Raw genomic sequence first — 13,411 nt, forward strand, 5'->3', positions numbered from 1 at the left:
CAGCGAGCTGTGGCTTGGGGGATATGGCTAGCGGGATTAAGGCGTGTAGTAGGTTGCGGAGCCGGGACCGACGGGGAGGCCGAAACCAAATACCCAGATAAAGAAGAAGCTGACCCAACCGACGAAGAAGATCAGGGTATAAGGCAGCATGGTGGCGATGAGCGTACCGATCCCGAGATCCTTTTTATAGCGGCAGGCTACTGCCAATATCAAACCAAAGTAACTCATCATCGGGGTGATCAGGTTAGTGACTGAATCACCGATACGGTAAGCCGCCTGAATGGTTTCTGGTGCGTAGCCAATCAGCATCAGCATAGGCACAAAAATCGGTGCTGTGACCGCCCACTGGGCTGAAGCACTGCCCAGCGACAGGTTAATCAGCCCACACATGGCAATAAAGAACACAAAGACCAGCGGGCCGGTCAGACCAATGGCGTTCAGAGCATCGGCCCCAGCAACAGCCATTACCGCGCCTAGATTGGTCCACTTAAAGAAAGCGACAAACTGAGAGGCAAAGAACACCAGCACAATATACATACCCATGGTGCTCATGCTTTCGGACATGGCATCAATCACGTCTTTGTCTTTGTTAAATAAGCCTATCGCTTTACCGTAAACCAGCCCCGGAATCGCAAAGCCGATGAAAATAAAGGCCACGATGCCTTTAAGAAACGGTGAGCCTGCAACTTCGCCGGTTGCTTGGTTACGAAGTGGCGCGCCTTCAGGCACCACTAATGCCGCTACAATCAAGGTAACGGTTAACGCTGCCAGACCTGCCAGTTTCAGAGCGCGTTTTTCATCTGCGGTCACGGTTTCCATCTTTTGGGCTGATAAATCAATTGCCGCTTCTGCCGGGTTATATTGCCCCAGGTTAGGCTCGACAATTTTTTCAGTCACAAAGGCACCCAAGAAGGTGATCAGGAAGGTGGAGGCAAACATAAAGTACCAGTTCACTTCCGGGCCAACGGTATATTGTGGGTCGATCATCTGAGCAGCTGCTTCAGTAATGCCTGACAGCAGCGGGTCAACGGTGCCCAGCAGCAGGTTGGCACTATACCCCCCCGAAACTCCGGCAAAGGCTGCGGCTAAACCGGCCAGCGGGTGACGACCTAACGAGTGGAAAATCATCGCAGCCATAGGGATCAGAACCACATACCCCAGCTCAGATGCTGTGTTGGAGACAATACCGGCAAACACGATCACCAAGGTGACCAGTCGGCGAGATGCCCCGATCACCATCAGACGCATTGCGGCAGAGAGCATACCGGAGCGCTCTGCGATCCCCACCCCGAGCAAGGCAACCAGTACCGTTCCCAGTGGCGCAAAGCCGGTGAAATTGGTGACCAGATTGGACACTATCATGCGCAACCCTTCGCCACTCATCAGGCTGACGACATGGATCAGACCATCAGGACTGCGGCCGGAAGCACCTTCTGGCCTAGGATCAACCACGGCCAGGTCAAAATAACCGGCGACACCGGAAATTAAGATAACTGCAAGACAAAACAGGGCAAACAGGGTGATAGGGTGGGGGAGCAGGTTGCCCAACCGCTCAACAATATTGAGGAATTTAACAAACCAGCCTTTGCGGCTGAGATCGTTCGGGCCCGGGGTATTGGGAGAGGTCATAGCACCGTCACCTGATTTCAGACTCATGGGATATCCTTTTATCATTGTTATTGGCAATGCAAGGCGGTGACGGACAGTGGCCATGGGGATGCTGCTGTGGCGTCTGGCAATTAAGATTATTCTGATTATGAAGCCATTCCCGCGATGTTTATCCGGGAAACCGCTGCACCATCATACTGACTGTCTTTAATGGGTTAAAGTGAAAAAGTTAAAATATTTAACTGTTCGATGTGTTTTTTGTATCAAGTCTGCATTTTTAATAATTTTTTCATGGATAAATCGCTTTTTCAGCGATAAATTCTGTAGCCTTGTATAAAAAATAACACCACAGTTAAAATTGATATTGTTACAAATTCAGATGGTTAGTTTGTTTTTGTGAGCGATTTAAGGCTTAAATTTGTCTTCACCTAGCCATAGCGTGTATGTGCGATATTTTGTAACAAATAGCTGGTTTGGTGCGATTTGTTGCGCCGTTTGTGGGCAATTGCTTACTTGCGATTACTTGGCTTGGCCGAGTTTTCCACGACATGTTTTCTCTCAGTCTCACTGTTTTGGGTAATGGCGGCATTAACTGCTGAGATTGACTGAGATCTGGTTGGGGATGAACTTGGTTGCTTTAGGCAACGAAAGGGCATAAAGCATTCATGCGTGCAAACTTACGGTATTAAGGTGCTAGTAAGTTAAGGCATAAAGGCTAATAAGGGTAAAAACCAATGGAGATAAGCTGCCAGTGACGCAGGCATATTATTTATTGCGCTATATCCGCGCGGGGCTGGTGCTTGTATGCATATCACTTGCGCAACTGGTCTCAATACCTGTTATTGCCGCGGTTGATAACAGTGCCAACGGACAGTCCAAGGGTGTGCGAGTGTACACTTACAGCAAGCCTGACGGCACTATGGCTTTTAGTGATACGCCACCAAGTGAAGGGCACTTTATGGTGCGTTGGTATGACTGTTATGCCTGTCAGGTCGACAGTGATATTAACTGGCAGACACTGGCGCTGCATCAGCATCCTTTCCGAGACAGTATTATCCGGGCAGCTAAATTGCACCAATTGGAACCGGCCCTAATCCGCGCGGTGATCCATGCCGAATCAAATTTTGATGTTAACGCGGTATCCCGTAGTGGCGCGATGGGGCTGATGCAATTGATGCCGGTGACTGCGGCCGAAGTTGGGGTCAGTAATGCATTTGATGGCGCGAGTAATATTCTTGGCGGCAGTGCATATCTGGCAAAAATGTTACGTCGGTTTGATGGCCGGTTAGATCACGCACTTGCCGCGTATAATGCTGGGCCAGGTAATGTGGAAAAGTACCGTGGTATTCCTCCGTTTAAAGAAACCCGCACGTATATCAAACGGGTGAAACTGCTATTGCATCGATATCGTGCCCAGAGCAGTTAAATTCGTCGTATAGCAAAAAAACTTTGATTTTTTCTTGCTCTTACGTCTTTATTTCCCCTTCGTGCACTTCGTGTAGCAAACGCAGTTTGTGCTTCGTGGTGATCCGCTATTGGCTTTTACAAGCAGAATCAAAAGCTTTAACCACGAAGGACACGAAGAGCACGAAGAAGAGCAAAATCACAAGCTAGGACTTGTTGTTTTTTCTTATCTTTTTCCTTCGTGCACTTCGTGTAGCAAACGCAGTTTGCGCTTCGTGGTGATCCGCTGTTAGCTTTTTCAAGCAGAATCAAAAGCTTTAACCACGGCGAATATGGCGCAGCCATTTGCTTATGAGCGAGAGCCAAGGATTGGCGAACTGGCTTTTTAACAGGGATGTTATTGAGCACGAAGAAGGGCAAAAGCGTTAAAAATAAAAAGCTTTGAGCTTTTCTTGCTCTTACGTCTTTATTTTCCCTTTGTGATCTTCGTGTAGCAAACACAGTTTGTACTTCGCGGTGAGCTGCTGTTGGCATTTACAAGCAGAATCAAAAGCTTTAACCACGGCGAATATGGCGCAGCCATTTGCTTATGAGCGAGAGCTAGGGATTGGCGAGCTGGCTGTTATACATGGATGTATTTGCGCTACGCTCACGGCGAATATGGCGCAGCCATTTGCTTATGAGCGAGAGCCAAGGATTGGCGAACTGGCTTTTTAACAGGGATGTTATTGGACACGAAGAGTACGAAGAAGAGCAAAGACCTTTAATCACAACAGCTTTGTTCTTGCTTTGATCTTTACCCTTCGTGCACTTCGTGTAGCAAACGCAGTTTGCGCTTCGTGGTGAACTACTTTTAGCTGTGAAAGACAGCTGTGCAAGCTTATTACCGAGATAACCGAAAGGGGCTTATTCGCCCACTTCCCATTCTACCCGGGTAAAGCCACCGCCACGGTTAAAGGTGCGATCCAGCACGGCTAACGTATCGCTGGCGAGCTGATCAAACTGCCAAGGTGGGTTGATCACCCACAGGCCCGCTGCCGTCATGCCTTTTTCATCACTATCAGGGCTGATGCCTTGCTCAATCCGCAGTTGACGGCGAATGCCGCTAGCTTTGAGCTTATCGAACATGGCCTCGGTGCGGGCGCGATCCACCACGGGATACCAAATCATATACACCCCAGTGGCAAAGCGTTTGTGCGCTTTGATCACCGTGTCGGCAACATCCAGATAATCGGACTTAATTTCATAGCTAGGGTCAATCAGGATCAAACCTCGGCGCTCAATCGGGGGAACCGCAGCAATCAACCCCGCCAGACCGTCACCATTAATCACCTTGATTTGTCGATCGCCGGCAAACCCTTGGGCTAACAGCGGATAATCAGTGCCATGCAGTTCGTGCAGTACCATGCGGTCTTTTTCCCGCAGGGTCATATCCACAAATGCCGGTGAGCCGGGGTAATAATCCAGATCATCTGATTCAGTATTAAAGGCTTTTACCGCCGCAATATAATCATTGAGTGGCTCAGGCAGATCGGTCTGGGGCCAGATTTTGGCAATACCTTCAAGATACTCTCCGGTTTTCTGGGCAAACTCATCTTTTAAGCTGTAGCCACCGGCCCCGGCATGGGTGTCGATATAGACATAAGGTTTATTTTTCTTCTGCAGCAGCTTGATAGCCTGCAGTAGCATGGTGTGCTTCAGCACATCGGCATAGTTGCCGGCGTGGTAGCCGTGTCGGTAACTCAGCATCTTGATGTCATCCGGAAAAACAATATCGCCGGAGTATACCGCAATCGGGACGTGAAGGCTTTCTTCGCGCTCCGGGCACCCTTGAGGCATAATAGAGCCACTTTTGACTGACAGAACCTTATCCGTGACCCACAGCATTTTCTTCGACCAATCTGATGCCCGCGTGGCAGATATTTGTGCTCGCCAACAATTAACTTTCGCCGCCGATGCCCCGTTTGAATTGGTATTTGAACAGGACTGCCTAACCTTGAAAAAGCGCGATGAGCCTAAATTGGGCGGCATTATGGTTGATTTTGTCTCCGGCGCAGTGGCGCACCGGCGCAAATTTGGCGGCGGCCGGGGGCAGGCGATTGCGAAGGCGGTCGGGCTGAAACAGGGGGAAAACCCCACTGTAGTAGACGGAACAGCCGGACTTGGGCGAGATGCTTTTGTGCTGGCCAGCCTCGGGTGTCGGGTAACCATGGTGGAGCGTCATCCTGTGGTTGCAGCACTATTGGAAGATGGTTTACGCCGCGGATATGAAGACAGTGAAATTGGGGAATGGATGCGGGAGCGTATGCAGATGGTACATGCATCCAGTCTAAAAGCATTGCCGGATTTGGGGTTAGCGCCGGATGTGGTGTACCTCGACCCCATGTATCCCCACCGGGAGAAATCGGCGCTGGTGAAAAAAGAAATGCGAGTATTTCAGTCCCTAGTTGGGGCGGATTTAGATGCAGATGGTTTGTTGGCCCCAGCGCTGGCATTGGCGGGCAAACGGGTAGTGGTAAAGCGCCCGGATTACGCCGAAGATTTGGATGGCATTAAACCCAGCGCCGTGATTGCCACTAAAAAGAACCGTTTTGATGTGTATGTTAAAGCGGCGATGCAATAATTGCTGATACGACAGCGACAGGCTAATAGCACCTCTGTCGCTGAACCCATAAGTTGACATAAATAGATAATCGGGTTCTTGCGTCAATTCCTATTGAGGTGTTAAATCAATTTTTTTAATTATATTGATTGCCATGTATCACAGCATTTCACCTATATATCTTTAAGCAGCCATTTCTTTTATCGTGGTATAAATGGTAATTGCTATAACTTATATAGTTGATTTTAAAATTAAACTGTTATTATAAATAATATCTTTTCCTATTTTAAAGGTGAATAACGCAAACCGTTTTTAGATAATAATCTATTTTGTGGTTCATCATACTGTGGGGAATAAACATCAAATTAAAATATCAGTATGGTATTGTTTTTGGCTTTATCAGTATTGATAGTAAATTGTTATCATAATTTTTAATCATGAGAGAAAACTGAAGTAAGTAAATAAACTGTTGTAACGATAATACTGCTGTTGTTGGCACAATTGGAGTTTGTATATTAGCCTGATTTGTCTTGTTATTAGCTGTGCTTTATTCCAGCATTCATCACTATTTATATTATTTGTCATCGTCTTTAGTAAAATGATAGTGATACACTCAGTATTAATTTCAATTAAAAATAATATTTATGCTGGGATATTAAATCTATCGACTTTATATGGTTGATACAGGTTTATTCTTTTGCGGCAGATCTTGGTGAGGATAAAATGACGATTGATACCCATATTGACCAATTTTTTGGTATGGACATTGAGAATTTTGATGCTGAGCAGGGAATTAAAAATAGCCAAATAGCTATTAAAATCAGCAGTGATGATGATAACTATGATGATACTGGGTTATTTCAGCAGCAAATGGCTAAATTGCTGAGCGATAGCAAATTGCCTGAGGTCCAAGCATTGATCGTTGGCGCTTGGCCTGAGGCGTATGATGAAAGTGCGCAGGTTTATATCGATATGCTGCTGGCCAATGCGGATAAGCTGGAAAATATCAAAGCATTATTTATTGGCGAAATGACCTACGAAGAAAATGAGATATCTTGGATTGTCCAAGGTGATTATGCCCGCGTGTGGTCAGCTTTTCCGGCATTAACGCATATGCAAATTCGAGGTGGGCAGTCTTTAACCCTGTCTTTGGGTGAGCAAAGCGCCCTGAAAACTTTAATTGTTGAATCCGGTGGTTTGCCTGCAAGTGTGGTTAATGAAGTTGCCACATGTCAGATGCCAGAACTGACCCATTTGGAGTTATGGTTGGGGACAGAGGATTATGGTTGGGATGGTAATATTGATACCGTATTGCCATTACTGTCAGCAACAAAATTCCCTAAGCTGACACATTTAGCTATTAAGAATAGTGAAATTCAATCAGAGATATTATCCGCTGTGCTTGACAGTGATATTCTGTCGCAATTGACCCATATTAATATGTCAATGGGGATATTAACGGATGCTGATGCACAATTACTATTGGATAACAAAGCTAAATTAGCCGATAAAATTATTGATGTATCTCAAAACTACCTCAGTGATGTCATGGTGCTTAGATTAAAAGAAAATTTAAATGTTATTACCGATGATCAAGGTGAAGTCGAGAGTTATGATGGTGAAGATTATTATTATGTTTCGGTCGCTGAATAATTAAGAATTAATATTAATATATTTTTCCAGTTGTTATTTTTAAGTAGTAACTGGTTATTCTTTATTGATAAAAATCATATTTATATAAAATCAAAATTTAAAGTTTATTGTTGGAGTATTCCAGTGGCAATTCGTAAGTATATTAGTGAATTTTATAATTTACCTATTGAACAGTATAACCCTGAAAATGGTGTTAAAAATGAGAATGCAGCGATCAGATTAAGTTCTTATCAAGAAACTGAAGAATTAATCGAAAGTTTAATACAAGATCCTAAAATTGATAAAATTCAAGCAATTATTCTTGGGATGTGGTCTGAATGGTGTAGTGATGAATCGGATCAAACCTATATTGATTTTTTGATTGCCAATGTTGATAAGCTCACAAATTTAAAAGCTCTGTTTTTTGGTGAAATGACTTTTTATGACTGTGAGATTTCTTGGATCCAACAGGGAGATTACTCTCGCCTTTGGGCGGCATTGCCAAACTTACAACATTTACAAATTCGTGGCGCTGATGGACTTTCATTGGGGACTATTCCACAGAATCAATTGACCCATTTGATTATTGAGTCTGGTGGTTTGCATAAGGCTGTATTATCAGAAATTGCTCAAGGCTTATGGCCGCAATTGCAGCATCTGGAATTATGGCTTGGCTGTAGTGAATATGGCTGGAATGGTGATATTAGTACCGTGACCCCGTTATTATCCGCAGCATTATTGCCAAAATTGACTACGTTGGCATTGAAAAATAGTGAGATCCAGCCACAAATTCTGGCGGCACTCATTAGTAGTGACATATTACCGCAACTGACCGAGATCGATATGTCGATGGGAATTTTAGGTGATAAAGAGGCGGAATTAATTTTACAGCACAAGGACAAATTCAGTGGTAAGAAACTGAATCTATCAGAAAATTTTCTCTCGACGCCTATGGTTGAAAAACTGCAAGCCTGTCTTGATGTGATTGCTGATGAGCAGGAATATGACGAATTAGATGAAGAGGATTTGGATGATGAAGATTGTCGCTATGTTTCGGTAGCTGAATAACCGTTTGCTTATGTCTACAACAGATCCCGATACTTTGTGGTTGTTTATCGGCAATCCAGAAAACCGTCGCTGTGAGTTTTTTCTCGCAGCGCTGTCAACGCATAGCCAACGGCATATTATTAGTTACCAGCAATTGCTGGCTGCAGATGATATTGCCGGTATGTTGATTGCACAATTGGCTCCTTTTCAGTTTTCTCGACTTAATATCAAAATTGACTCGGCCGGCGAAAATTTTGCTGTTGAAAAAGCCCTGTTGTGTCAGGTTAATCTGCCACGATATCAGGCATTAGTCGATGATAAGGGGCGCTTTGCCCATTTGCATGATTGGTTCAACGGATTTTCGGCGCTGCTGATACGACTAGAAAATGCCTTACTGGAAGTGTTACTGCAGCGACAATTACCCCGTGACAGTTTGCACTATCTTAATACTCCGGCAGCCATCACCCTGATGACGGATAAGCTGGCTTGTCAACGGCATTTACTGCGCTGCGGGGTCGCTGTGCCGGCCTTATTACCCCAGATGCAGAGTTTTAGCCAGTTAGTGGCCTATATGATGCAACAGCGCTGTTTTCAGGTGTTTATCAAAACGCGTTTTGGTTCTTCCGCTTCCGGGGTTGTGGCCTTGCGCCTATCTCCTCGGGGACAGATGGTAGCCCGCACCAGTTTGGAGTTGGTTACGGACGGTACGGCATATAGTTTTTATAACTCTCTAAAAATTCGTACTTACCAACATCCAGATCAGATTGCTCTGTTATTTGATGCCATTATTGCGCAGCAAGGGTATGTGGAGCGTTGGCAGCCTAAACCTGTCCTGCAAGGTAAGCATTTTGATCTTCGTATTGTGGTTCTGGGTGGAAAAGCCATGCATTACATTGCGCGTTGCAGTAGTTCACCGATGACAAACCTACATTTAGGTAACTGTCGTGGTGATATTTTGCAGTTGGAGAATGGCCCGCAGTTGCTGGCCCAAGCGAAACAGGTTGCAGAGCAAGCTGCCGCTTGTATACCTGGTGCTGGTTGTATTGGTGCTGATGTTATTTGTGCCGCTAAAGGCGCTAAGGTGATCGAGCTTAATGCCTTTGGCGATCTGCTTCCCAATGTATTGCATCAGGGGCTAAGCAGTTATGAGGCGCAAGTTAGGTTGATGTCATGCTGCTGATTTTTGATTTAGATAATACTCTGATCGATCGAGATGCGGCTTTTGTGTGTTTAATTAAGCAGCTATTTAACCATTATCAGCAACCGCTGCCGCAGGTTGAATTAGCGTTAATTTTGCAGCAGGATAACCATGGCCGGACACCAAGACGCCCCTTTTGCCATTTTTTGATGCAGAGGTATGCTTTTTTACCGCAAGTGTTTGCTGAGCTATGGCAGCACTTTACCCATCTGCCAGACTTTATTACACCGGATTATCCCTTACAGCAAATGCTGACCCGCTTGGCTACCAAGCATGAGCTAAGGCTGCTGACCAATGGCAGTATCAGTATGCAAGAGGCCAAGCTTCAGCAGGCGCAATTGAGCGGTTTTTTTTCCAAAATTGTGATTTCAGAGGCTGTTGGGTTCAGTAAGCCGCAAACAGCTATTTTTCACCATATTCTTGGTGCCTGCCCCCCGGCGCAGAGCATGATGATCGGTGATGATCCACTGCGGGATATTGCGCCTGCCGTCCAGTTGGGAATGGGGACGGTTTGGGTCTCGCCGCAGCCTGATCCTAAGGTCACTTGCAGTGCCCACATCGCTTCCATTTACCAATTAGAACAGATACTCACCCATGCTTGATATGAACCAGATTGTTGGCAGCCATGATATTGTGCTGTTGACCTTGGATACCCTGAGATTTGATGTCGCTCAGCGGGAGTTGGCCCAGGGCAATTTACCAGTATTGTCGCGCTATATTTCAGCCTGGCAGCCGCGCCACAGCCCCGGCAGTTTTACCTACGCGGCACACCATGCCATTTTTGCTGGATTTTTCCCGACTGAGATTGATAATCCTGCCGCGCCCCGGTTGATGGCGGTGGATTTTAATGGCAGCCGAACCATTGACCCTCGCACCCGGGTTTTTAATGAGGCCAATATTGTGGCAGGGCTGGCTCAGGCCGGTTATTTCACTCTCTGTATTGGTGGGGTGGGGTTCTTTAATAAAAAGACCCCTTTGGGGATGACGTTGCCGGGCCTATTTCAGCAAAGTTACTGGGCGGAAAACACAGGTGTGACCGATCCGGCCTCGACCTTTAATCAGATTGAGATGGCAAAACAATTGCTGGATCAGCAGCAGGGGCAAAAAGCCTTTTTGTTTATCAATGTGTCAGCCATTCATCAGCCTAATTACTTTTATCAATATTCCAATAAACAGCCGGATGATATTGAGTCCCATGGGGCGGCGCTGCGTTATGTCGATAGCCAGTTAGCTAACCTGTTTGATTATTTCAAACAGCGCCGAAATACCTTGTTTATTCTCTGTTCTGATCATGGCACCTGCTATGGCGAGCAGGGTTATGTGGGTCATCGTCTGGCCCATAACAATGTCTGGACCGTGCCTTACGCCGAATTTATCCAAAGAGCAGTAGTAGAATGACCCAGCAACAATATGCATTACAGGGGCTGTTAAATAGCCCGGTTTATCAGGCTTATGCCTACTCTTATCCCCATAAAATGGCTTATCGCCCTTTCAGCGATAAAGTGGCGCTGCGCGAGATTTGGCAGCAAGAAAAACTCGATGCGCTGTACCTGTATGTCCACATTCCTTTTTGTAAAATCCGCTGCGGGTTTTGCAATTTGTTTACCTTAGTTAAGCCAGATGACAGTTTGCCGGATCTGTATTTGGATGCTCTGTCACGGCAGATTAATGCATTGGCTCCAGTGATAGAACAAGCGGGTTTTTCTCACTTCAGTATCGGTGGCGGCACCCCGACATATCTGGATGAAAAACAATTAGAGCGGCTCTTTACGCTGACGAGTTTTCCTGGCATTACTGCGGCAACGGCGAAAGGGATTGAGTGCTCTCCAGAAACTGTCACAGCAGGCAAGATCCAGCTGTTGGAGGCCAATAATATCCGCCGTATCAGTATGGGGGTGCAGTCATTTACCGAGCTGGAAGTGAAGAATTTAGCCCGGCGGCAGAATTTAGACCAAGTTATCAATGCGATAGAGACTATCCGCAGTCATAGCCAAGCTGATCTGAATTTGGACCTGATTTATGGCATTCCCGGGCAGACGGTGGACTCTTGGCTGTACTCATTGGCTCAGGCGGTCTCTTTCCAGCCGGAAGAGTTGTATCTGTATCCTCTGTATGTGCGTGATGATACAGGGCTTGGCAAGGTGCTAAATAAACAGGGAACAGCAGATACGGCGGCGCAAACCCTTGATGAACATAAACTGATGCTATTTAGGGCTGGGCGAGATTATCTGCTAGCTAACGGATATCAGCAGATCTCTATGCGCATGTTCCGGCGGGTGGGATTGCCAGCGCATGATCAGGCAAATTATTCTTGCCAACGGGACGGCATGTTAGGGCTAGGCGCCGGTGCGCGTTCTTATACCAATAGCCTGCATTACTCCTCCGAATATGCAGTAGATCGCCATAGTATCCGGGATATTATCAGCCATTATCTGGCTCAGTCAGAAACCGATTTCAGCTTTGCTCATTATGGTATTAGGCTGGATTTGGAAGAGAAAAAACGCCGCTTTGTGATCCAGTCTTTACTGATCGCTGATGGGCTGAATTTAGCTGATTACCATGCCCGTTTTCATTGCGACTGTTTAGTGGAGTTCCCTTTGCTTAATACTTTGCTGCAGGCGCAATTTGCTGTGCGGCAAGGCGATGTGATGCAACTGACGCCCAGCGGATTTGAGCGGGCAGACAGTATTGGCCCTTGGTTTGTATCCGACAAGGTGAAACAGGCGATGGCAGAGTATCGCACGGGATGCTGATCGATATTACCTACCGTGGGCCACTGGCCAGTTGTAATTACAGTTGTGGTTACTGCCCGTTTGCCACCATGGTGGACTCGGCGGCTACCCGGCAACGGGATAAACAGGCGCTGACACGTTTTTATCACTGGCTAACAGCCCAACCTGTAGGGCGACGATTTAGAATATTGTTTACCCCTTGGGGGGAGGCGCTTGTAAAGAGTTGGTATCGGCAGGCAGTAGTGGCGATATCCCAGTTGCCGAATGTGCAGCAGTTGGTGGTGCAGACTAATTTAAGTGGCGAGACAGCTTGGCTAGCGGCCGCAAATCGGCAAGCTGTGGCGCTGTGGATTACTTATCATCCGACTCAGGTGTCTTTGGCCGCATTTATCTCTCAAACCAAGCAGTTGGATGCACTGGGGATCAATTACAGTGTGGGCTGTGTCGGCATGAAAGCCCATAAAGCGGAAATTGCGGCACTGCGCCTGCAGTTACCTGAATCTATTTATCTCTGGGTGAATGCATTTAAGGATGAGGCGGATTATTACTGCGCAGAGGATATTGCATTTTTTCAGCAGATTGACCCGCTGTTTCAGCTTAATTTGACTGATTACCCCAGCCAGGGACAGGCATGCCGCGCTGGTGTGTCGGCATTGTCTCTTGATGGTGAGGGCAATGTCCGCCCTTGCCATTTTGTCTCTGAGATTCAAGGTAATATCTACCGAGATGATTTAGAGCAGATCTTGCACTCACAATACCAGTGCCCTAATCGGCAGTGTGATTGTTATATCGGTTATATCCATCTAGAGCAGTTGAGATTGGAGCAAGTCTACGGCGACAACATCCTCGCCAGGATCCCAATAAACTAGGGGCTGTTGACCTTTTATGGTTAAATTTTGTTCGAGATAAAAGCGTTTTAATCGCGGCGAGTGGTTTGCCGCCTAGTTATTCTAAGCAAGAACCGCTCAACAAAGAGTAAAACGCTTTTAGCCGAACCCTTCGGGCAGCGTTTGAGGCGCCTTTCTACTGCGTTATCGGCTTATCAGGTAGCACACTACCTATCAAAGCTTCTGCCTTGTATAAAGCACCCTCAAATCGCTGCAAAAACAAACTTGAAAGGTCAACAGACCCTAGCGTAAGAGTAAAAGCTGTTAACCAAGCAGCATGCATTAGAGAGAAAATCACAAG

General features: G+C 46.3%; 12 protein-coding genes. 9 read left to right on the forward strand and 3 right to left on the reverse strand.

The features are described from left to right. Positions 1-36: 36 nt before the first annotated feature. Positions 37-1,656: an AbgT family transporter gene (locus NFHSH190041_RS01365; protein WP_315972960.1), complete on the reverse strand. Its 1,620-nt coding sequence runs from the start codon at positions 1,654-1,656 to the stop codon at positions 37-39. Positions 1,657-2,359: 703 nt separating this feature from the next. On the opposite strand from NFHSH190041_RS01365, the gene NFHSH190041_RS01370 reads away from it, so the two are divergent. Continuing rightward, the gene (locus tag NFHSH190041_RS01370; RefSeq protein ID WP_261923542.1) at positions 2,360-3,034 is read left to right on the forward strand and encodes a lytic transglycosylase domain-containing protein; all 675 of its coding nucleotides are present in this window, start codon (positions 2,360-2,362) and stop codon (positions 3,032-3,034) included. 137 nt (positions 3,035-3,171) lie between these two features. On the opposite strand, the gene NFHSH190041_RS01375 is transcribed toward NFHSH190041_RS01370, so the two are convergent. Both NFHSH190041_RS01375 and NFHSH190041_RS01380 read right to left on the reverse strand, forming a co-directional pair. Next, a complete protein-coding gene (locus NFHSH190041_RS01375; RefSeq protein WP_261923543.1) occupies positions 3,172-3,546 on the reverse strand; it encodes a hypothetical protein in 375 nt (124 codons plus the stop codon). Between the two features lie 372 nt (positions 3,547-3,918). Continuing rightward, on the reverse strand, positions 3,919-4,761 hold the full coding sequence (locus NFHSH190041_RS01380) for a 23S rRNA (adenine(2030)-N(6))-methyltransferase RlmJ (RefSeq protein ID WP_261925004.1): 843 nt from the start codon (positions 4,759-4,761) through the stop codon (positions 3,919-3,921). Positions 4,762-4,885: 124 nt separating this feature from the next. Between NFHSH190041_RS01380 and NFHSH190041_RS01385 the strand changes: the two genes are divergently transcribed. The 8 genes from NFHSH190041_RS01385 (at position 4,886) to NFHSH190041_RS01420 (ending at position 13,092) form a co-directional block, all read left to right on the forward strand. Beyond that, complete coding sequence (locus NFHSH190041_RS01385; protein ID WP_410010861.1) at positions 4,886-5,635, forward strand: class I SAM-dependent methyltransferase; 750 nt, start codon at positions 4,886-4,888, stop codon at positions 5,633-5,635. A 702-nt stretch (positions 5,636-6,337) separates the two neighbouring features. Next, entirely contained in the window at positions 6,338-7,267 is a 930-nt protein-coding gene (locus tag NFHSH190041_RS01390) for an STM4015 family protein (RefSeq protein ID WP_261923544.1), read from the forward strand. Positions 7,268-7,390: 123 nt separating this feature from the next. Beyond that, complete coding sequence (locus NFHSH190041_RS01395; protein WP_261923545.1) at positions 7,391-8,314, forward strand: STM4015 family protein; 924 nt, start codon at positions 7,391-7,393, stop codon at positions 8,312-8,314. 10 nt (positions 8,315-8,324) lie between these two features. Continuing rightward, positions 8,325-9,473 (forward strand): STM4014 family protein, encoded by a 1,149-nt coding sequence (locus NFHSH190041_RS01400; RefSeq protein WP_261923546.1) that lies wholly within the window; start codon positions 8,325-8,327, stop codon positions 9,471-9,473. Then, positions 9,464-10,093 (forward strand): HAD family hydrolase, encoded by a 630-nt coding sequence (locus NFHSH190041_RS01405; protein WP_261923547.1) that lies wholly within the window; start codon positions 9,464-9,466, stop codon positions 10,091-10,093. Before NFHSH190041_RS01400 ends, NFHSH190041_RS01405 begins: the two co-directional genes overlap by 10 nt. Then, positions 10,086-10,889: an STM4013/SEN3800 family hydrolase gene (locus NFHSH190041_RS01410; protein WP_261923548.1), complete on the forward strand. Its 804-nt coding sequence runs from the start codon at positions 10,086-10,088 to the stop codon at positions 10,887-10,889. Before NFHSH190041_RS01405 ends, NFHSH190041_RS01410 begins: the two co-directional genes overlap by 8 nt. Further along, positions 10,886-12,244: an STM4012 family radical SAM protein gene (locus NFHSH190041_RS01415; RefSeq protein ID WP_261923549.1), complete on the forward strand. Its 1,359-nt coding sequence runs from the start codon at positions 10,886-10,888 to the stop codon at positions 12,242-12,244. The genes NFHSH190041_RS01410 and NFHSH190041_RS01415 overlap by 4 nt, the downstream gene beginning before the upstream one ends. Further along, positions 12,238-13,092, forward strand: coding sequence for an STM4011 family radical SAM protein (locus NFHSH190041_RS01420; protein ID WP_261923550.1), 855 nt, complete (start codon positions 12,238-12,240; stop codon positions 13,090-13,092). The genes NFHSH190041_RS01415 and NFHSH190041_RS01420 overlap by 7 nt, the downstream gene beginning before the upstream one ends. Positions 13,093-13,411 lie beyond the last annotated feature (319 nt).

This window comes from Shewanella sp. NFH-SH190041 (genome assembly GCF_024363255.1).
Lineage (GTDB): Bacteria > Pseudomonadota > Gammaproteobacteria > Enterobacterales > Shewanellaceae > Shewanella.